Origin of the sequence: Methylosinus sp. R-45379 (assembly GCF_001644125.1) — a bacterium.
Lineage (GTDB): Bacteria > Pseudomonadota > Alphaproteobacteria > Rhizobiales > Beijerinckiaceae > Methylosinus.
The window spans coordinates 108,881-129,220 of sequence record NZ_LUUM01000057.1; the positions used below are offsets into that span (position 1 = coordinate 108,881).

15 protein-coding genes and 2 tRNA genes are annotated in these 20,340 nt (G+C 64.6%); 7 read left to right on the forward strand and 10 right to left on the reverse strand.

Translation table 11 applies throughout. The annotated features are described in order from the left end of the window. Positions 1 to 9: 9 nt before the first annotated feature. Together mfd and A1351_RS03510 are read right to left on the reverse strand one after the other, a co-directional pair. Positions 10 to 3,531 (reverse strand): transcription-repair coupling factor, encoded by a 3,522-nt coding sequence (gene mfd / locus A1351_RS03505; protein ID WP_064032199.1) that lies wholly within the window; start codon positions 3,529 to 3,531, stop codon positions 10 to 12. An 81-nt stretch (positions 3,532 to 3,612) separates the two neighbouring features. After that, positions 3,613 to 3,903 carry a succinate dehydrogenase assembly factor 2 gene (locus A1351_RS03510; protein WP_024878041.1) on the reverse strand — a complete coding sequence of 97 codons (291 nt, stop codon included), beginning with the start codon at positions 3,901 to 3,903 and terminating at the stop codon, positions 3,613 to 3,615. A gap of 220 nt (positions 3,904 to 4,123) precedes the next feature. On the opposite strand from A1351_RS03510, the gene A1351_RS03515 reads away from it, so the two are divergent. After that, a tRNA-Gly gene (locus tag A1351_RS03515) sits at positions 4,124 to 4,198 on the forward strand. Positions 4,199 to 4,301: 103 nt separating this feature from the next. Here A1351_RS03515 and A1351_RS03520 read toward each other — a convergent pair. Next, entirely contained in the window at positions 4,302 to 5,354 is a 1,053-nt protein-coding gene (locus tag A1351_RS03520; RefSeq protein WP_064032200.1) for an acyltransferase family protein, read from the reverse strand. A 213-nt stretch (positions 5,355 to 5,567) separates the two neighbouring features. Then, on the reverse strand, positions 5,568 to 6,137 hold the full coding sequence (locus tag A1351_RS03525; protein WP_024878043.1) for an AAA family ATPase: 570 nt from the start codon (positions 6,135 to 6,137) through the stop codon (positions 5,568 to 5,570). A 46-nt stretch (positions 6,138 to 6,183) separates the two neighbouring features. On the opposite strand from A1351_RS03525, the gene bla reads away from it, so the two are divergent. Continuing rightward, a complete protein-coding gene (bla, locus tag A1351_RS03530) occupies positions 6,184 to 7,074 on the forward strand; it encodes a class A beta-lactamase (protein ID WP_036308515.1) in 891 nt (296 codons plus the stop codon). 137 nt (positions 7,075 to 7,211) lie between these two features. Here bla and A1351_RS03535 read toward each other — a convergent pair. After that, positions 7,212 to 7,301 (reverse strand) — tRNA-Ser (locus A1351_RS03535). Positions 7,302 to 7,489: 188 nt separating this feature from the next. On the opposite strand from A1351_RS03535, the gene A1351_RS03540 reads away from it, so the two are divergent. Then, positions 7,490 to 7,807 carry a hypothetical protein gene (locus A1351_RS03540; RefSeq protein WP_024878045.1) on the forward strand — a complete coding sequence of 106 codons (318 nt, stop codon included), beginning with the start codon at positions 7,490 to 7,492 and terminating at the stop codon, positions 7,805 to 7,807. Between the two features lie 72 nt (positions 7,808 to 7,879). Beyond that, on the forward strand, positions 7,880 to 8,461 hold the full coding sequence (gene msrA, locus A1351_RS03545; protein WP_157096071.1) for a peptide-methionine (S)-S-oxide reductase MsrA: 582 nt from the start codon (positions 7,880 to 7,882) through the stop codon (positions 8,459 to 8,461). Between the two features lie 11 nt (positions 8,462 to 8,472). Here the strand turns inward: msrA and mepA are convergent, their stop codons facing one another. Then, a complete protein-coding gene (gene mepA / locus A1351_RS03550; RefSeq protein ID WP_064032206.1) occupies positions 8,473 to 9,387 on the reverse strand; it encodes a penicillin-insensitive murein endopeptidase in 915 nt (304 codons plus the stop codon). A gap of 240 nt (positions 9,388 to 9,627) precedes the next feature. Between mepA and A1351_RS03555 the strand changes: the two genes are divergently transcribed. Then, positions 9,628 to 10,215 carry a L,D-transpeptidase gene (locus tag A1351_RS03555; RefSeq protein WP_024878048.1) on the forward strand — a complete coding sequence of 196 codons (588 nt, stop codon included), beginning with the start codon at positions 9,628 to 9,630 and terminating at the stop codon, positions 10,213 to 10,215. A gap of 19 nt (positions 10,216 to 10,234) precedes the next feature. Here A1351_RS03555 and A1351_RS03560 read toward each other — a convergent pair whose 3' ends face one another. The 4 genes from A1351_RS03560 to A1351_RS03575 form a co-directional block, all read right to left on the reverse strand. Then, positions 10,235 to 11,149, reverse strand: coding sequence for a LysR substrate-binding domain-containing protein (locus A1351_RS03560; protein ID WP_026599733.1), 915 nt, complete (start codon positions 11,147 to 11,149; stop codon positions 10,235 to 10,237). A 296-nt stretch (positions 11,150 to 11,445) separates the two neighbouring features. Further along, on the reverse strand, positions 11,446 to 14,175 hold the full coding sequence (gene acnA, locus A1351_RS03565) for an aconitate hydratase AcnA (protein WP_064032208.1): 2,730 nt from the start codon (positions 14,173 to 14,175) through the stop codon (positions 11,446 to 11,448). Between the two features lie 233 nt (positions 14,176 to 14,408). Beyond that, positions 14,409 to 15,980, reverse strand: coding sequence for a 2-isopropylmalate synthase (locus A1351_RS03570; RefSeq protein WP_064032210.1), 1,572 nt, complete (start codon positions 15,978 to 15,980; stop codon positions 14,409 to 14,411). 303 nt (positions 15,981 to 16,283) lie between these two features. Beyond that, complete coding sequence (locus A1351_RS03575; RefSeq protein ID WP_024878052.1) at positions 16,284 to 16,601, reverse strand: hypothetical protein; 318 nt, start codon at positions 16,599 to 16,601, stop codon at positions 16,284 to 16,286. Between the two features lie 235 nt (positions 16,602 to 16,836). Here A1351_RS03575 and A1351_RS03580 point away from each other — a divergent pair, with 235 nt between their 5' ends. Continuing rightward, positions 16,837 to 18,423 (forward strand): SagB/ThcOx family dehydrogenase, encoded by a 1,587-nt coding sequence (locus A1351_RS03580; RefSeq protein ID WP_064032239.1) that lies wholly within the window; start codon positions 16,837 to 16,839, stop codon positions 18,421 to 18,423. Beyond that, positions 18,420 to 20,138 carry an ATP-binding protein gene (locus A1351_RS03585; protein WP_024878054.1) on the forward strand — a complete coding sequence of 573 codons (1,719 nt, stop codon included), beginning with the start codon at positions 18,420 to 18,422 and terminating at the stop codon, positions 20,136 to 20,138. Before A1351_RS03580 ends, A1351_RS03585 begins: the two co-directional genes overlap by 4 nt. Positions 20,139 to 20,340 lie beyond the last annotated feature (202 nt).

The following is a 20,340-nucleotide window of genomic DNA, read 5'->3' on the forward strand; positions in this document are numbered from 1 at the left end:
GCGACGAGATCACGCCGCTTTCTTCTTCTCCGCGATCGACACCAGCGTGCGCAATATGCGGCGCGCGCCCTCGAGACGGCTTTTCATATCGGCGAAATCGCGGATGAAGACGATCTTCATATCTGGGCGCACCTTTGCCTGAGTGCCCGGCTCCATGACGAAGCGCGCAAGGCCGGCTGGATCGGCGAAATTGCCGTCGCGGAAGGCGACGATGACGCCCTTGGGGCCCGCCTCCAGCTTCTCCACATGCGCCCGGCGGCAGAGCGCTTTGATGGCGACGATCTTCAAGAGCAGCTCCACCTCCGGCGGCGTCGGGCCGAAACGGTCGATCAGTTCCGCTGCGAAGGATTCGATGTCCTGATCTGTCTCCAGCGTCGACAGACGGCGATAGAGCTGCAGGCGCAGAGTGAGGTCCTGCACATAATCTTCCGGTATCGTCACCGGCGCGCCGATGGCGATGGTCGGCGACCAGGCCTCCTCCTCCGGCTCCTCTATGCCGGCCTTCAGCAGCGTGATCGCATCGCCCAGCATCTGCTGGTAGAGCTCGTAGCCGACCTCCTTGATATGGCCGGACTGCTCCTCGCCCAGGAGATTGCCGGCGCCGCGAATGTCGAGATCATGGCTCGCGAGCTGGAAGCCAGCGCCGAGCGTGTCGAGGCTCTGCAACACTTCGAGACGCTTTTGCGCTTGCGGCGTGATGGTCTTATTGGCGGGCGTGGTGAACAGCGCATAGGCGCGCGTCTTGGCGCGGCCGACGCGCCCGCGTAGCTGATAGAGCTGCGCGAGGCCGAACATATCGGCGCGCCAGACGATGAGCGTGTTGGCCGTCGGAATGTCGAGGCCCGATTCGACGATGGTGGTCGAGAGGAGAATGTCGAATTTCCCCTCGTAGAAAGCCGTCATGCGCTCTTCGAGATCGCCGGCCGCCATTTGCCCATGCGCCATGACGAATTTCGCCTCCGGCACAGCCTCGCGCAAAAAGGCGGCGGCGTCTTCCAGATCTTCGATGCGCGGGCAGACGAAGAAAGCCTGGCCGCCGCGATAACGCTCGCGCAGCAGCGCCTCGCGCACGATGAGCGGATCGAAGGGCGAAACGAAGCTGCGCACGGCGAGACGATCGACCGGCGCCGTGGCGATGAGCGACAATTCGCGCACGCCCGTCATGGCGAGCTGCAAAGTGCGCGGAATGGGCGTCGCCGAGAGCGTCAGCACATGCACCTCGGCGCGCAGCTCTTTCAGCCGCTCCTTATGGCCGACGCCGAAATGCTGCTCCTCATCGATGATGACGAGGCCGAGATCCTTGAAGGAGATCGCCTTGCCGAGCACGGCGTGCGTGCCGACGGCGATGTCGACTGTACCGTCCGCAATGCCGGCCTTGGCGAGGCGCATGTCGGAGGCGTGCGTCATGCGTGACAATTGCGCGACGCGAATCGGCAGGCCGGAGAAGCGCGTCGAGAAAGTCTTGTAATGCTGGCGCGCGAGCAATGTCGTCGGCACGACGACAGCCACTTGGCGGCCATTGATCGCCGCGCAAAAGGCGGCGCGCAACGCCACTTCCGTCTTGCCGAAGCCGACATCGCCGCAGACGAGCCGATCCATCGGCCGTCCCGAGCCGAGATCGTCCAGCACCGCCTCGATCGCCGCGGCCTGATCCTCCGTCTCGTCGTAAGGGAAGCGCGCGCAAAATTCGTCGTAGAGCCCTTCCGGCGGGACGAGCTTGGTCGCCTGCCGCAGGCTGCGCTGCGCAGCGATCGCGATGAGGCCCTTGGCCATCTCGCGAATGCGATTCTTCAGCCGCGCCTTGCGCGTCTGCCAGCCGACGCCGCCGAGCTTGTCGAGAACCGCCTCCGTATCCTCGGAGCCGTAGCGGGTCAGCAGCTCGATATTCTCGACCGGCAGATAGAGCTTGTCGCCGCCGGCATAGTGAATCTCGAGGCAGTCGTGCGGCGCGCCGGCCGCGGTGATCGTCTCCAGGCCGATGAAGCGGCCGATGCCGTGATCGACATGCACGACGAGATCGCCGGCCGAGAGCGCGGCGACTTCGCCGAGCAGATTTTCCGTATGCTTGGTCTTGCGCCGGCGGCGCACGAGGCGGTCGCCGAGAATGTCCTGCTCGCCGAGAATGGCGAGGCCTTCCGTCTCGAAACCATGCTCCACGCCGAGCACGGCGAGCGCCGCCGCGCCCTTGCCGAGCGCCAAGGCCGCCGGCAGAGAGGCGACGGTTTTGAGATCGCGCAGCCCATGCTCGGCGAGCACGCTGCCGAGACGCTCGCAGGAGCCGTCCGACCAGCCGGCGACGACGACGGTTCTGCCGGCGCCGCGCAGCGCCTTCACATGCTCGACGGCGACCTCGAAGACATTGGTGTCCTCATTATTGCGCTCGGGCGCGAAATCGCGGCCGGCGCGGGCGGCGCAATCGATCGTCTCCTTGCCGGCGCCGTCGGGCGCGGCGAAGGGCGAAAAGGTCGCGAGGCTGCGGCCCTCGAGCTTGCCGCGCCATTCCTCTATGGTGAGATAGAGCTGATCCGGCTGCAGCGGCTTGTAGTTGGAGTCGGCCGGCGCCGCGTCATAGGCGAATTTGCGCGCGTCGTAATAATCGGCGATCTGCGTCAGCCGCTCGCCGGCGGCTTCCTCGACCAGCGGATCGAGCAGCAGCGGCGCCTCGCCCACATAATCGAAAACACTGCCCATGCGCGCATAAAAGAGCGGCAGCCAATGTTCCGCGCCCTGATGGCGGCGGCCCTCGCTGATCGCCTCATAGAGCGCGTCGCCGCGCGTCTGTCCGCCGAAGCGCGTGGTGTAGGCCTGGCGAAAGCGCCGCATCGTGTCGCTGGTGAGCCGCAGCTCGCTCATCGGCACGAGATCGAGCGAGCGCAGCTGCCCGATGGTGCGCTGGCTCTCGGGATCGAAGCTGCGAATCGATTCGAGCGTGTCGCCGAAGAAATCGAGGCGGATCGGCCCCGGCATTCCCGGCGCATAGAGATCGACGATGCCGCCGCGCTGGGCGTATTCGCCGGTCTCACGCACGGTGGAGGAGCGCAGAAAGCCATTGGTCTCCAGCCACAGCGCCAGCTCGTCGAGATGCACGACATTGCCGGGCGCGGCGGAAAAAGTATCGGCGGCGACATTCTCCAGCGGCGGCACGCGCTGCAGCAGGCAGTCCACCGTGGTCATGACGACTCGCGGCCGCTCGGCCGAGGATTTGGAGCGGGCGAGACGCGCCAGCGCCGTCATGCGGCGGGCGGAAATGGCGGCGTTGGGCGAGACGCGATCATAGGGCTGGCAATCCCAGCCGGGAAAATCCAGCGCCTCCACCTCGGGCGCGGCGAATCGCAACGCCTCGCGAAAAGCCGCCGAGCGTTGCGCATCGCGCGCCACATGGACGAAGACGGCCGGCCGCCCCTCCGCGACGCGGGCCAGCGCGCGGGTGAGATCGGCGGCGACGAAAGCGTCGAAACCGTCCGGGACATTCACGAAGCGGAGCTTGTCGCCCTTTTCCAGGCGGGCGACGGCGGATTTGAGATCGGTCATCGGAACGTCGGGGCCGTTTGGAGCTGTTTGAACTCGCATATTCTCTTCCGAAAACCGCTTCGCGCCTTTCGGGAACATGCTCTAAAGATCGATCGGCTTCTCATGCGTGTGGAAAGCTGCGATCCGGCGGAAGAGGGGCGTGTCGTAGCGCGGGGGAACCGGCTCGGCGCGCGACAGCCAGCGGAAAACCACATCATCCTCGGCGTCCAGCAGCGCTTCGAGATCGTCGAGCTCGGCCTCGGGCAGAGAATCGACCGTGGCGTCGACGAAACGGCCCATCAATATGTCCATCTCGCGCATGCCGCGGCGCCAGGCGCGAATTTTTATGCGCTTGCGGCGGATGTCGGAATCGTCTGGCGTCGAGTGGCTCAAGGGCGGAAATCCGCGGGCGGACAGGGGCCGAGTACAAGAATTCGCGCGCCGGGCCGCCATTTCGGGCGCCGGCGCGAGACCGCAGGGATTAGCGCAGCCGGCGGCGAAAAGATAGATCATCCACAGCCTGTGCGAAGCCGTGCGAGACTGTCGCCGAGACAGTTGCAATCACGCTTCGATTACGGCATAAGGACCCCCGTCGCGTCGCCGCGACACGGATGCGGGTGTAGCTCAGGGGTAGAGCACAACCTTGCCAAGGTTGGGGTCGAGGGTTCGAATCCCTTCGCCCGCTCCAAAGATCATCGCTTCAGATGATAGGCGACTTACGGGCGCTGTCCCGTTGTCCGCGGCCTAGGCCCGCGGCCCTCCTCACCCACAGGACAAAAATCCCCGACGCTCTACGCAGCGTTCTGCCGCGCCGACCGCGCGGCGCCCGATTCGGCGGGCTCGAGCCGGAAGGACCGCGGCCTCTCGAACAAAAAGCGGAATCGCCCCCGCTCGGTCACGCGATGCAGCAGCAGCGGGAAGGTGACGCCGGCCATAGTGACGATGAGCGAGGCCAAGCCCACGCTATCCACGAGATCATGATCGACGATCAGCTTGCGGGCGGCCGCCATCGGCAGAAAGAATCCGAGATAGATGGCCAGCGAATTGGCGCCGCAGTAGCGGAGCCATTCCATCGACGGAAGATCGGCGAGCAGAGCGGCCCCGGCGATGACCGCCGCAGCGCCGGCGAAGCCCGTGACGAGGCTGACCAGCGGCAGCAAGGCGAGCGTCGGATAATCCGCCGAGGGCGAGGGCGAGAAAGCCAGAGCCGTGTCGGCCATAGCCCAGCCGAGCAGCCAGCAGAGCGCCTCGCGCGGATGCCGCCGCGCCGATTCGGCCAGAGCGAAGACCTGCGGCGCGAACAGATAGCCGGACAGGAAGTAGACATAGCGGGCGGCGAATTCGTCGGGAACCGCCCAGCCGGTCTCGATCGGCGCCATCTCCAGCAGAGCGGCCGCCAGCAGCATGATCGGCGTCGGAACGAGGCGCAGCAGCTTGGTGGCGACGAAAAAGATCGGCAGCAGATAGATGAACCACAAGGTTCCGAACGGCTCGACCAGGGCGAGCGCCAATTGCCCGAGCGCGGTCAGCGGATCGGCGCCGGGCCGCAGCGCGCTCTTGAACAGCCATTGGATGAACAGCCACAGGCAATAGAAATAGGCGAAATGCGCGACCTTTTTGTCGAGATAGCTCCGCCAGTCCTGATCGATGGCGCGCGACAGAAAGAGCCCGGCGATGAAGAAGAAGCCGGGAATGCGAAACGGCTTGGCGAAAGCCACCAGCCAATGCAGCAGCCCCTCGCCCCCCATGGCCTCCCCGACGCCGAGCGCGGAGTGCATCATGACGACGAGGATGACGCTTATCCCTTTCGCATTATCGATCCATGCGATCCGAGCTTCTCTCATCGGCGCCCACCTCCACGCGTCTGGCAGGCGCAGCAGAAATGCGCGCGCTTCGCGGAGCGAGTTCGCTGAATAGCCGAGGAAAGTTACGGAAGTCTCCGCATAAGGCGCAGCTCACCCGCGGGCGTCGCGCTCATTCGGCGAAGGGCGATTCAGTGGCGGCGAGAGCTTGGGTTGCGTCCGACGAAGATAAGAACTGCAACTGCACTTATAGTCCTATGATGCCACTTGGCTTCGTCCGTCCGCCGCGTTCATGCCATCCAGGGAGGCCAGCACGAAATCGGCACGCGCCGCCGTAGTGCTCTTCGGCAGGTGCAACACCTCATACTCCAGCGCCGGATAGGTCTCCATGAGGCGGCGATACTCGACCACCGCCGCATCGAACCCGTGCTTGCGATCCGTATCGGTCACATAGATGTCGGGCCAAGGCGGCGCCATGAACATGCGGCGATGATAGCGATGCGTTATACACAACGGACGCAGGACCGGTTCGCCGATCAAAGCTTCCAATGCCGACGCCGCGTCGACAAGGCCGCGATCGAAGAACACCCAGCCCTTTTGCTCCACCGCCGCCACGTGGTCCGCCAGCGCCATGCCGATTGCGCGACGCAGAAACATCGCGAGATCGCCCCACGGCAATGCGCTGCCACCGCTGGCCGTTTCCTCGGCGATGATGCGGCGACCAGGTTCTTCCACGACAATATGGCCGCGAGCCTTCAGCTCGGCCAGGAGGGTCGACTTCCCTCCACCCGAACAGCCAGAAATCACGACAAGTCGATTTTTCAAGAGGTATCATCCTTTCACCGGAATGGGCACATAGTATGGAAACTCCATGTCTTCTCGAATCCTGACCCGTCGTACCGCGATCGCCTCGATGACAATGGCTGTCGCAGCGCCGCTGTCGACCTCTTCCAATGCCCTGAGCAGCCCTCGAGGCATCGAAGCCGAGCTCGAGGAGCTCGAAGCGCGCAGCGCTGGGCGGCTGGGGGTGGCCATGCTGGATTGTGCGACCGGTCGGATCATAGGTAACCGAATCGACGAGCGCTTTGCCATGTGCAGCACAATGAAGGCGCTGGCCGTCGCCCATGTCCTGGCCCGTGTCGACCTCGGAAAGGAAAGGCTCGACCGGCGCATCGTCTTCACCGAGCGTGACCTGGTGACCCCTTACAAGGCGACCCACCCTCATGTCGGCCCTGAAGGCATGTCGATCGAGGCGCTTTGCGAGGCGGCTATCACCGTCAGCGACAGCACCGCCGCCAATCTGTTGCTGAACAGTTTTGGCGGTCCGACCGCTCTTACCGCCTATTTGCGATCCCTCGGCGATCATGTCACGCGGTCCGATCTCTTCGAATTGGCGCTCAATGTCGTAAAGCCGGGCGAAACGCACGATACGACGACGCCCCGCGCCATGGTCGGGACATTGCGCCGGCTGCTATTGGGCGATGCCCTTTCCCAAGCGTCGCGTGCAAGGTTGACGAGTTGGATGGTCGAGGCCAAGGACGCGGCCACGCGACGCTTGCGCGTCGGACTGCCTGCCGGATGGCGCATTGCGAACAAGCCCGGCACTTGGGAGGGAATTTCCACCAACGATATTGGTGTGATCTGGCCGCCCGGTCGTGAGCCGATCGTGGTCGCCGCCTATCTCGGAAACGCGCCAGGCTCCACTGCGGCGCAGGAAGGCGTTTTGGCGAGTGTCGCCAGAATAATGGCTGAACGAGCGTAGCGTAACCCTACCGCCGGACGGCGATCGGCCGTTTTAGGCTGCAACAACGTCAGGCGATGGAATGGAAACGGCGGTTCGCCACGCCGCTTGCGGTCTTGCGGCAAGAATATCGGACCGAAGAGGAAAATCGGCCGAACTGGCGGAGGGGGCGGGATTCGAACCCGCGATACGGTTTCCCGTATACACACTTTCCAGGCGTGCGCCTTCAACCACTCGGCCACCCCTCCATCGACCCTGGCCGGCTCAGATTCGGCCCCGGATCGGCGCGCACTATATTCACAAGCCGCCAGAGTGCAAATCTTTCCGTAGGGAAATCCACGCCGAAGCGACATTCTCTCGCCTCGTGGCGGCCCGGCGTGGACAGACGGCCCGGCGCATTCTATTCATCAGCCTCCCCTTGGGGCTCGAAACCGCCATGCTGAGATTGATTGTCCGTTTTCTCGGTCTCCTCCTTTTGGCCGGGGGATTTGCGGCCCTCATCGTCGACGGCACGCGCTCGCTGGCCGGGGACGGGCTGCATGTCACCCCGCTCAGCGAAGGCGCGGCCGATCTTTTTCCGGCGCAGATGAAGGCCTTTCGCATCGCGCTGGAGCAGAAGGCCCCGCAAATCTGGGGCTCCATCGTCTTCGCTCTGCTGCTCGCGCCTTTGAGCCTCACGCTCACCGGCCTCGGCGGCCTGCTCATTGCATTGAGCCGCAAGCGCCGCCGGCCGATCGACTATCCCTTACGCTGACCGCCCTTTCGCCGCCGGCGCCGCGGGGCCATATCGGGGGCTCGGCGCATATCGAGCGAAAGGTCGATAAAAATGACCGATCACTTCGTCAATCATCATCCTATCGAAGCCCCCTTTCCGCCGGGGCTGGAACAGGCCGTCTTCGGGCTCGGCTGCTTCTGGGGCGCGGAGCGCCGCTTCTGGAAGCTCGGCGAGAGCGTCTATACGACGGCCGTCGGCTACGCCGGCGGGACCACGGAGAACCCCACATATAAAGAAGTGTGCACGGGCCGCACCTTCCATGCGGAAGTGGTGCTCGTCGTCTTCGACCCCGCGAAAATCTCCTATGAGGAGCTGCTGCGCGTCTTTTGGGAGAGCCACGACCCGACGCAGGGCAATCGGCAGGGCAATGACGTCGGCACGCAATATCGCTCGGCGATCTTCTGCTATTCGGACGACCAGCTGCGGATCGCCGAGGCGTCCAAGCGCGCCTATGGCGAGGCGCTGGCGGGCCGAGGCTTCGGGCCGATCACGACGCAGATCGCGCCGGCCCCGCGCTTCTATTACGCCGAGGAGTATCACCAGCAATATCTGGCCAAGAACCCCGACGGCTATTGCGGCCTGGGCGGGACGGGCGTCGCCTGCCCCGTAGGGCTCAGCGTCGATCCGAGCTGAATTCGATTCATCTATCGCGCCTTCAACACCTCACGGCATTCGCCGGGCAGCTTGGCCATGGTCATGGGCGGCCAGGTTTTAGTCGATTTCTTGGGGTGCAGCGCCTCGTCGGTGAACCACCAGGCCAGGGATGAATCGCAGCCGTCGCCCGCCGGCACGGGGTCCTGATCCTTGCAGCTCTCCGCATCCTTCGGGCAATAGAGCCTGATGTGGAAGTGGTAATTGTGCCCGAACATGGGGCGCACCTTGGCGAGCCAGGAGCGGTCGCCCGTCGCCTGCCGGCACAGCGCCCTTTTGATGGCGGCGTTGACGAAGATGCGCTGCACCTCCGGCGCGCGCGCCGCCGTGCGCAGAACCGCGAGATGCCCCTCGGTCCACACCTTGGGATCGATATCGAGCCGATCCTCGCGCACCATATCGGTGGCGGACATCTCCTCCCGCTCGGCGCGGGACAATTCCCGCTGCGGCATGGGGGTGAGCCAAATATCGGCGTCGAGGCCGATCTGATGCGAGGCGTGGCCGGTCAGCATAGGCCCGCCACGCGGCTGCGAAATATCGCCGATGAGCAGGCCCGGCCAGCCGGAGGCCTGCGACGCCGCCGGGGCGAGGCGCTGCAGAAAGCCGATGAGCGCCGGATGGCCCCAGAAACGATTGCGCGACAAGCGCATGATCTGCCAATTCGGGCCGTTCACCGGGAGAGCCTCGGCGCCGGCGAGGCAGCCATGCGAATAAAAGCCGATCGGATCGGGATCGAGCGGGGCGGGACTGGTGGCGCGGCCGAAGAGCTCCTTGGCGGGCGTCGACGGATCGTCGGGATGGGCGAGCGGCGGCAAGGGCTTGGGGTCCAACGTGCCCCTGTCCTGCGCGAAGGCCGGGGCGATCGCGGCGAGCCAGAGAACGAGTGCGGCCGATCTCGATTGGATCATTTCTGCGGCTTTCGTGGCGAAGTGAGGGAGCGGAAGCGAGAATCGGTCAGATTCTGGGCGCTTTTCGGTCTTTTCGCCAGTCCGCGCAGCATCGGAAAGAGAAGGCGAATCGATTCGCCTCGTTTTTTGGCTTTCGCGTCAACCTTACCCTCGGATATAGATTGCCCCTACGTAGGCGGCGCCTTTTTATGCCGCCCTAACTGTGCGGCGTGTGTCTCGTGTTCGTCGGGGAGTGTTGTGATGCGTTGTTTCAAAGCCCTCGGGCTCGTTCTCGTTGCGATGTTCGCATCGATCGGCGCGGCGCAGGCGACCGTGCAAATCCATATCGATCTTTCCACCCAGAGAATGCAGGTCGAGTCCTCCAAGGGCTCGTATAGCTGGCCGGTCTCGACCGCCCGCGCGGGCTATGTGACGCCGCGCGGCACCTATGCGCCCACCGGCCTGCAGAAAATGCATTATTCGCGCAAATATCACATGTCGCCCATGCCGCATTCCATCTTCTTCAGCGGCGGCTACGCGATCCACGGCACCAATGCGACCGGCGCGCTGGGCCGTCCCGCCTCGCATGGCTGCGTGCGCGTCTCGCCGGCCAACGCCGCGACGCTCTACAAGCTGGTGCAGGAGGAGGGCGCGCAGATCTCCATCACCGGCTCCTCGCCGGCGACGCGCTACGCCGCCCATAAGCCGCATCGGACCCATGTCGCGGGTCTGCATCATCGGCCGCATCGCTCTCACGCGCTCGCCTATGGACCGGGACAGCGCTATCGCTCCGTCACCAGCGTGAAGAGCTGGCAGTCGGCGCCGATGACGAGCCCCTTCGGCAACTGACCGCGCTTCGCGGCTGTTTTCAGCCGCGCGGAAGACTGCACGGCTCGGCGGCGAATTCGGCGACGACCCAATCCTTCAGCGCGGCGACCGCCGGCCGGTCTTCGGCGCCGAGGGGATGGACGAAGTCATATTGCAAGCCGTCGAGCACCGGGCCGAAGGGCTGCACCAGCGCGCCGGAGGCGAGCTCGGAGGCGACCAACGACAGGCTGGCCAGCGCCACGCCCTGACCGGCGACGGCGGCGCGTATGGCGCTCTCCTCGTCCGCGACGACGGTTCCGACCTCCGGGTCGAAGCTCTTGGAGCCGCGCTCGTCGGCCCAGCGGCGCCAGCTCGGCAGACGCGGGCCATTGGCGTGCGGCCCCCATTCGCGGTGAATGAGCGTCGCCCCGGCCAGATGCTTGGGGCGGCGTATGTCTAGCCGCGGGCTGCACACGGGCGCGTAGCGGTCTGTGAACAGCGGCGTCGCCACCTGGCCGGAATATTGGCCGACGCCGCAGCGGATCGCCGCATCCGCCTCGCCAGCGCGCAGATTGGCCGGGCGGTCGGAGGCGTGCAGCCGCAGATCCCAGCCCGGATTCTGGCCGCGGAAGGATTCGGCGCGCGGCGCCAGCGCCCGTGAGGTGAAGGCGACGGTGGCGGAGAGGGTCGCCGCCTGCTTGCGCTCGCTCGGCCGGCGCGCGCGATCCACCGCCTCGGCCATGGAATCGAAGGCGACGCGCAAATCGAGATAGAGCGCAAGACCTTGCGGCGTCAGCGCGACCTCGCGCGCCTTGCGCGTGAAGAGACGCAGGCCGAGCTCGGTTTCGAGACCCCGGATCTGATGGCTGATCGCCGTCGGCGTGACGCCGAGTTCCGCAGCGGCGAGCTTGAAGCTCTCGCGCCGCGCCGCCGCCTCGAACGCGCGCAAGGACACAAGCGAGGGCAGAGCCCGCATCGCCGCCTCCTATGGATGAGAATTATTCATCTCATGGAGCCGATCGGGCGGCTTGTCAAAAGCTTTGCCGTAAGATGATGAATGAATTCAGCTCATCTATCAGGAAGGGCGCTCCCTTCTCCCGTTCACGGGAGAAGGTGGCCCCGCGAAGCGGGGTCGGATGAGGGTCCCCGCAGCATTCGCGCTTTTCCGTAACGCGCGGCAGTCCCTCGAGCCCTCATCCGCCCCTCGCTGACGCAAGGGGCGCCTTCTCCCACAAGTGGGAGAAGGAGAAAACGTCCGAGACGCCGCCTTTATCAGCCGGCGAGCTGGCGCAGAACGTAGGGCAGAATGCCGCCATTCTTGAAATATTCGAGCTCGTCCAGCGTATCGATGCGCGCCAGCAGCGGCACGCTCAGCTGCTTGCCGTCCGGATAGACGATCTCGGCGTGGAGCGTCTGGCGCGGGGTCAGCGTGTCGCCGGCGAGGCCGTGGATCGTCACCTTCTCCGCCCCGGTGAGGCCGAGCGAGGCCCAGCTCGTCCCCACCTCGAAGGTCAAAGGCAGAATGCCCATTCCGACGAGATTGGAGCGGTGGATTCGCTCGAAGCTCTGCGCGATGACGGCGCGCACGCCGAGCAGCATGGTCCCCTTTGCCGCCCAGTCGCGCGAGGAGCCATTGCCATATTCGGCGCCGGCGAAGACGACCAGCGGCGCGCCCTCCTCGGCATATTTCGCCGCGGCGTCGTAGATGGAGAGCGTCTCGCCATCGGGGAAATGCTTGGTGGCGCCCCCCTCCGGCGTATTGCCCGCCTCATCGCGCAGAATATGGTTCTTGATGCGGATGTTGGCGAAAGTGCCGCGCATCATCACCTCGTGATTGCCGCGGCGCGTGCCATATTGGTTGAAATCCGCCGGCGAGACTTGGCGCTCGGTGAGCCAGTGTCCCGCGGGCGAGGCGGCTTTGATCGAGCCCGCCGGCGAGATGTGGTCGGTGGTGATCTTATCGCCGAACAGCGCCAGAATGCGCGCGTCGACAATGTCCTGGATCGGCTTGGGCTCTTTGGTCAGCCCCTCGAAATAGGGCGGATTGCGCACATAGGTGGAGCCGCCCGACCATTTATAGGTCTCGCCCGAGGGGGCGTCGACCTTGCGCCAATGCTTGTCGCCCTCGAAGACATCCGCATAAGTGTCGCGGAACAGCGAGCGCGTCACATTCTTGCGGATGTATTTCTGAATGTCGGCGTTGCTCGGCCAGATGTCGCGCAGGAAGACCGGCTCGCCCTTCTTGTCATGGCCGAGCGGCTCCTTGGTCAAATCCTTTGCGACCGAGCCGGCCAGCGCGAAGGCGACGACGAGCGGCGGCGAAGCGAGGTAGTTCGCCTGCACATCCGGATTGACGCGGCCCTCGAAATTGCGATTGCCGGACAGCACCGCCGCCGCGACGATGTCATGATCGTTGATCGTCTTGGAGACCGGCGCCGGCAGCGGACCGGAATTGCCGATGCAGGTGGTGCAGCCGAAGCCGACGAGATTGAAGCCGAGCTTGTCGAGATCCTTCTGCAGGCCAGCCTTATCGAGATATTCGGCGACGACGCGGCTTCCCGGCGCGAGCGAGGTCTTCACCCAAGGCTTTACCTTGAGGCCGCGCTCATGGGCGGCGGCGGCGAGCAGGCCGGCGCCGATCAGCACGCTCGGATTTGAGGTGTTGGTGCAGGAGGTGATCGCCGCGATGACGACATCGCCATGGCCGAGATCGTAATTCGTGCCCTCGACGGAGAAGCGCTGCGTCACATCGCCGGGCTTTTTATATTCACTCGCGAGCGCGCTCGCGAAAGCGGTTCCGACATCCTCGAGCGCGACGCGGCCCTCCGGGCGCTTCGGCCCGGCGAGGGACGGAACCACGGTTGAAAGATCGAGCGAGATGGTGTCGGTGAATTCCGGGTCGGGCGTGTCGGCCTCGCGGAAGAGCCCTTGCGCCTTGGCGTAGGCCTCGACGAGATCGATGCGTGAATTGGAGCGGCCGGACATTTTCAAATAGTCCAGCGTCTCCTCGTCCACGGGGAAGAAGCCGCAGGTCGCGCCATATTCCGGCGCCATATTGGCGACGGTCGCGCGATCGGCGAGCGAGAGATGCGGCAACCCCTTGCCGAAGAACTCGACGAATTTGCCGACAACGCCCTTCTTACGCAGCATTTGCGTGACGGTGAGCACGATATCGGTGGCGGTGACGCCCTCTTTCGGCTCGCCTGTCAGCTCGAAGCCGACGACCTCGGGAATGAGCATCGAAAGCGGCTGGCCCAGCATGGCCGCCTCCGCCTCGATGCCGCCGACGCCCCAGCCGAGCACGGCGAGACCATTCACCATTGTGGTGTGCGAATCGGTGCCGACCAGCGTGTCGGGATAGGCGTATTCGATCGTCTCCTTCTTGCCGTCGACGTTGCGGCTCTTCTCCTTCTTCGTCCAGACGGTCTGGGCGAGATATTCGAGATTGACCTGATGACAAATGCCCGTGCCCGGCGGCACGACGCGGAAATTGTCGAAGGAAGATTGGCCCCATTTCAAAAAGCGATAGCGCTCGCCATTGCGCTCATATTCGAGCTCGACATTGGCCTCGAGCGCTTTTCTAGTGCCGAATTCGTCGACGATAACGGAGTGATCGATGACGAGATCGACCGGCACCAGCGGATTGATCTTCTGCGGATCGCCGCCGAGCGCGACGAAAGCGTCGCGCATCGCCGCGAGATCGACGACGGCGGGAACGCCGGTGAAATCCTGCATCAGCACGCGGGCCGGGCGGAAGGCGATCTCACGTTCGGCCTTGCCCTTCTCGGTCAGCCATTTGGAGAAGCCTTCGATATTCTCCTTGGTGACGGAGCGGCCGTCCTCGTTGCGCAGCAGATTCTCGAGCAGCACGCGCAGGGAATAGGGCAGTCGCGAGACGCCCTCGAGGCCATTGGCCTCGGCCGCCTTCAGCGAGAAAAAGTGATAGGTGTCGTCTCCGACCTTTAGCGTCTCTAGGGCTTTGAAACTGTCGAGTGACGGCATTTCGCGCTTCCTTCGCTTGGAGTCGATGACAGGCGCGGACAGCCGTCATTGCGAACGAAGCGAAGCAATCCAGAGCCGTGGGCCGCGGCTCTGGATTGCTTCGTCGCTTCGCTCCTCGCAATGACGGGACGTCGCGCCATCCGCGAACCTTGTAGAGAATTTCGGGCCAGCCGGCAAAACGAAACAAGGGACGCGTCGCCGCGTCCCTCGAATAATATGAACAGGCGAAAGCCTCAGCCCGCTCTCATCGCCTCGGGCTTGGTCTTATTGCGCTTGACCATCAGCTTGTTGAGCGCCGCCACATAAGCGCGCGCCGAGGCGACCAGCGTATCCGGATCGGCGCCGCGGCCCGTCACCGATTTTCCGTCCTCCGACAGACGCACCGAGACTTCCGCTTGGGCATCGGTGCCTTCGGTGACGGCATGGACCTGGAACAATTCGAGCGAGGCCTCATGCGGCGCCAGCGCTTTGATGGCGTTGAAAATGGCGTCGACGGGACCATTGCCAGTCGCCTGATGCGTCTTCTTCTCGCCGTCTATGTCCAGGGTCAGCGCCGCCGTCTGCGGCCCGGCCGTGCCGGCGATGACGGTGAGCGCCGCGACCTTTATATGGTCATTGGCGGTCACGATCTCGTCGTCCACCAGCGCGACGATATCCTCGTCATAGACGAGCTTCTTGCGGTCGGCCAAATCCTTGAAGCGCTTGAAGGCGTCCTCCAGCGCATTCTCGCCCAGCTCATAGCCCAGCTCTTTGAGCTTCTCCTTGAAGGCGTGACGGCCGGAATGCTTGCCCATGACCAGCGAGGTCTTGGACACGCCGACGCTCTCCGGCGTCATGATCTCGTACGTATGCGCGTTTTTGAGCATGCCGTCCTGATGGATGCCGCTCTCATGCGCGAAGGCGTTCCGGCCGACGATGGCCTTATTATATTGCACCGGGAATGACGTCACCGCCGAGACGAGTTTTGACGCGCGAGTCAGGAGTTTCGCGTCGATGTTGGTGCGATAGGGCAGCGCATCGGGGCGCGTGCGCATCGCCATCACCACTTCTTCCAGCGCTGCGTTGCCGGCGCGCTCGCCTATGCCGTTGATGGTGCATTCGATCTGCCGCGCGCCGCCGCGCACGCCGGCCAGCGAATTGGCGACCGCGAGGCCGAGATCGTCATGGCAATGGACCGAGAAGATCGCCTTGTCGGCATTGGGCACGCGCTCGCGCACCATGCGGAACAGCGCCTCATATTCCTGCGGCGTCGAATAGCCGACCGTGTCTGGAATATTGATCGTCGTCGCGCCGGCGTCGATCGCCGTCTCCACGCAGCGGCACAGGAAATCATGTTCCGTGCGCGTGCCGTCCTCGGCCGACCATTCGACATCGGCGACATGATTGCGCGCCCGCGAGACGGAAGACGCGATCATCTCCAATACTTTTTCCGGCTCCATCTGGAGCTTGTATTTCATATGGACCGGCGAGGTGGAGATGAAGGTGTGGATGCGCGGATTGCGGGCGTGGCGCAGCGCCTCGGCGCAGCGGTCGATATCCTTGGCGGCGGCGCGGGCGAGTCCGGCGATGGTCGCGTTCTTCACGCGCTTGGCGATCTCGAGCACCGATTCGAAATCGCCCTGGCTGGCGACGGGGAAACCGGCCTCGATGATATCGACGCCCAGCTCGTCCAATATGTCGGCGACCTCGAGCTTCTCCTCGAAGTTCATGGAGGCGCCGGGCGACTGCTCGCCGTCGCGCAGAGTGGTGTCGAAAATGACGACGCGATCGGCGTCGCGGGCGGCGGAAGGATTATTGTCGGTCATGGCTTCGTCCTGAACTGCTCGGCCCGCTCTGCAGGCGCTCTCGTTTCGTCTTAGCTCGGCAGTCCCCTGAATGCCTGGGCCGGGCGGCCCTGGGGGCGTTCAGGGGCGACTAAGAAGCAGCAGGCTCGAAAGAAGACGCGCGGTCTCGAGCGCCGAGGAGCGCGCCGCGTCAATCGTGATGGTGGCCATTGCCGCCAAAGCTCAGTTCCTCGGTCTCATCGGCGCTGCGCCGATCCGATGATGAAAATACGCGCCTTCGCCTCGGGTTGCAAGCATGAGCGCGCGAGCGGGACGAAGCCCGCGTCAGCCCGCCAGCTTCGCCAGCGCCTCGGCCAATATGCGGGTCTGCGTCCAGTCCAGAAATATTTCCGGCCCGTCCGTGGCCTTCACCGTGACGCCATCGTCCTGGACCTGCGCCTCGAACTCGTGATCGCTGGCGATCGGGCTCATGAAGATGGTCTTTTCCGCGCTGGAGCCATTGGCGACCGCCGCCAGCGCGCGGGAGAGAATGCCCGCCTCGTTCGGGGTCAGCCGCCGCAGCGGCTGCTCGCCCACGCGAATCGTCACCAATGCGCCAAAATGCCGATGCTCGGCGGCTGCGACTTCGACAATTTGCGACATCGGTAGGCTCCTTTTGTTCGAGCCGTTCCCAAACCGACACGGCTGCATTTAACTATCAGACTGATTTTGCTGGCGCCGATCATTTTTTTGCGGCGCAGCGAACAAGGCACGATCCTTGAATCCCCCTAGGCTGCGTGTCGGGATCCGATCGAGTGGCCGACAATCAAAATCCATACCTTCCCCGTCTCTGCGGCGGGGAGCGGGAGCGCTTATGAGCTTCGACGATCGCGATACCATGCCGACGGAAATTCGCGGCTACCATCGGCGCACCAAGCATGCGCCGAACCGCTATGCGATGGGTCCGGGCTTTCTCGATTGGACGTCGCAGCCCTCGCCCTTCCGCCTCTTCGAGGGCGTGCGGCAGACGCCGCTGCCCATCATAGAGGAGACGCCCTCCTTCCCCGGCCCTGCGCCGCAGCCGGCGGCGCTCGATCTTCGGGCGCTCGGCCTGTTCCTCGAGCTTTCCTTCGGCATAAGCGCCTGGAAGAGCTATGAAGGCTCGACCTGGGCGCTGCGCAACAACCCCTCCTCCGGCAATCTGCATCCCACCGAAAGCTATGTGCTGCTGGATGCGGTGGAGGGGCTCGGCGCCGGCGCCGCACTCTATCATTATGCGCCGCTGCTGCATGCGCTAGAGGAGCGCGCGACCTATACGGCGCCGCGCGTGCTGCCCAAGGGCGGGTTTCTGCTCGCCCTCTCCTCCATTCCCTGGCGTGAGGCGTGGAAATATGGCGAGCGCGCCTTTCGCTATTGCCAGCTCGACGCCGGCCATGCGATCGGCGCCGTCGCCCAGGCCGCCGCCGCGCTCGGCTGGCGCGCGCAGGCGCTGGCCGATCCTTCCGACGGCGAGATCGCCGCGCTCGTCGGCCTCGATCGTGACGACGCCTGGCACAAGCGCGAGCCGGAGCATCCCGATCTGCTGATGTGGATCGCGACCGAGCCGGGGCCGGCGACGCCGCTCGATCTCTTCGCTCTCATCGACGCGCCGCGCGAGTTCCGCGGCCAGGCCAATCGGCTGAGCGAGGATCACGACGGCTGGCCGATCATCGATCTCGCCGGGCAATTCTGCCGCAAGCCGCGCCAGCCCAAGCCCCCGGCGCCGACGCGCGCGCAATGGCCGGCGCCCGGTTTCGAAGGCGTCTCCATCGGCGCCGCCGTGCGCAAGCGCCGCAGCGCGCAGAAGATGGACGGAACCACCTCCATCTCGCGCGAGGCCTTCGCCGCGCTCATCGCCTCGACGCTGCCGAGCGAATCCACCCTGCTCTCCGCCTTCCCCTGGGGCGCGGCGATCACGCTCATTCTCTTCGTGCATCGCGTCGATGGCCTGGAGCCCGGCCTCTATGCGCTGCAGCGCGACTCGGATGTCGCCGCGCGGCTGCGCGACGCCTCGCGCAAGGACTTCGAATGGGCGCTGGTCGAGCTGGAAGGTCTGCCGCTCTATCGGCTCTATGCGGGCTCTGTGGAAAAAGAGGCGACCAAGCTCGCTTGTCTGCAGCCCATTTCCGGCAAGGGCTGCTTCAGCGTCGCGATGATCGCCGAATTCGACCGCGCGCTCGCGGCGGACGGCGCCTTCGCCTATCGGCGCCTGCATTTCGAGGCCGGCCTCATCGGCCAGGCTCTCTATCTCTGGGCCACCGCGGCGGGCATCGCCGGCACCGGCATCGGCTGCTTCTTCGACGACACGGTCCATGAGCTTCTGGGCCTGACGCCGGGCGATATGCAGTTCCAGGACGTCTACCACTTCACCGTCGGAGGGCCTGTCGAAGACACGCGCATTCTGACGCTTCCCCCCTATCCCGATGACAGGCGAGAGCGGCGATGAATATTCAAATCGAACGCCAATATGTCGAATCGCTGATGGCGCGATTCCCGGCCCGTGCAGGGTTCGCGGAACAATTGCGCTTCAGCGACAGAGTCGAGGTCGAATTCTCTCATCTCTCCGACGAGGAGCTGACCTTCCTCGAGGATCTCTATCGCGCGGCCGGCCCGGACATGCGCGCCCGCGCTGCGCAGCTCGCGACGCTGCGCGGCGCGCTGAAGGCCGGCGGCAAGCGCTTCGAGGCCACCGAGCTCGAGCTGGTTCTGCCGGCGATGGTGCGCTATCTGACCGCCGACGCCATTCGCGGCTGGCTGTTCACGGCGAGCGTCGCCTCCAAGCCTCTGCCTTACGTCATCACCCGCTTCGATTATGTGCCGGCCTCCAACGACGAGGCGGGCAAGGTGATGATCGAGCTGAAATCCAACGCCAAGGGCGTGCTGACCACCAACGCCATTCGCATCATGGCGGCGGAGATCGCGGGCCGCACGATCAACGAGATTCTCGCGGTCAAAGGCTTTATCCGCGAGACGCCCGAGCTGATCGCGGCCTTCGACACGGCGACCGAGACCTATTTCGATTGGCGCGGCCGCTATGGCCAGCAGTTCACCGGCCGCGGCACCGGCTTTCACGCCGAGGACCCCAACGCCTCGCATCGCGACACGGATTGGTCGCGCAAGGATGTCGTGGTGCTGTCGACCAGCGGCGGCGACGCCCGCCTCGTCAATGACGAGGCCATTCTCTCGGCGCGCAGCCTGACGCTGGAATCGCCCGGCGACGTGCTCGGCAATTTCATCCGCAAAGCGTCGAAGAGCAATAAGTTCACCGTCGAGGACGAGCTCGCGGTGATGCAGCAGCAGATTCCGGAACATCTCTTCAAGCGCATTCCGGTGCACCCTTACATTCTGATGTTCCATCTCGATCTGCATCACCATGTGTGGGTGCATGTCGACGAGATGAAGCTCTATGAATATAAGCCCGCACTGAAGCAGAAGCTGGTGCTGCCCGCCGAGCAGACCGATCTCATCGACATTCTGACCGCCGAGATGGACGTGCTGATGGACGATATCGTCGCCGGCAAGTCGGGCGGCACCACAGTGCTCTGCGCCGGCCCGCCCGGCGTCGGCAAGACGCTCACTGCGGAAGTCTATTCGGAGATTATTCAGCGGCCGCTCTATCGCGTGCATTCCGGCCAGCTCGGCCTCAATGTCGCGACGATGGAGACCGCGCTGAAGGAAATCCTCACCCGCGCGCAACGCTGGGGCGCGGTGATGCTGATCGACGAGGCCGACGTCTATATCAAGCGGCGCGACGACAACATCGCCATGAACGCCGTGGTCGGCGTGTTCCTGCGTGTGCTGGAATATTTCAACGGCCTGCTGTTCCTGACGACCAATCGCGTCGATGATATCGACGAGGCGATCGTCTCCCGCTGCATCGCGCTCATCAAATACAGCCCGCCGGACGATGACGCGAAGCGCCGCATCTGGCGCGTGATGTCGGATCAGTTCGAGCTGAAGCTCGCCGATGCGCTGATCGACGATCTCGTCACCGTCTTCCCCTATGCGACGGGCCGCGACATCAAGGGCCTCGCCAAGCTGACGGCGAAATTCTGCCATCAGAAGCAGGTCAAGCCGGATATCGCCGTATTCCAGCGCTGCGCGATCTTCCGCGGATTGGATGTGGTGCGCGCGGAGGAATTGAAGACCGCCGCGGAGTGACCGGCGCGTCATTGCGAGCCGAAGGCGAAGCAATCCAGGAGCCGCCCCGCGACTCTGGATCGCTTCGCTCCGCTCGCGATGACGGCGAGGAATCGAAACCAAAGAGCCGCGTGATGCCTCCCTCGTGCTGAGCCCCGCGCAAGCGGGGCGTCTCGAAGCGCGAACAGGTCCAGAAGGCGGCGCATGACGGCTTCAAAAAAGA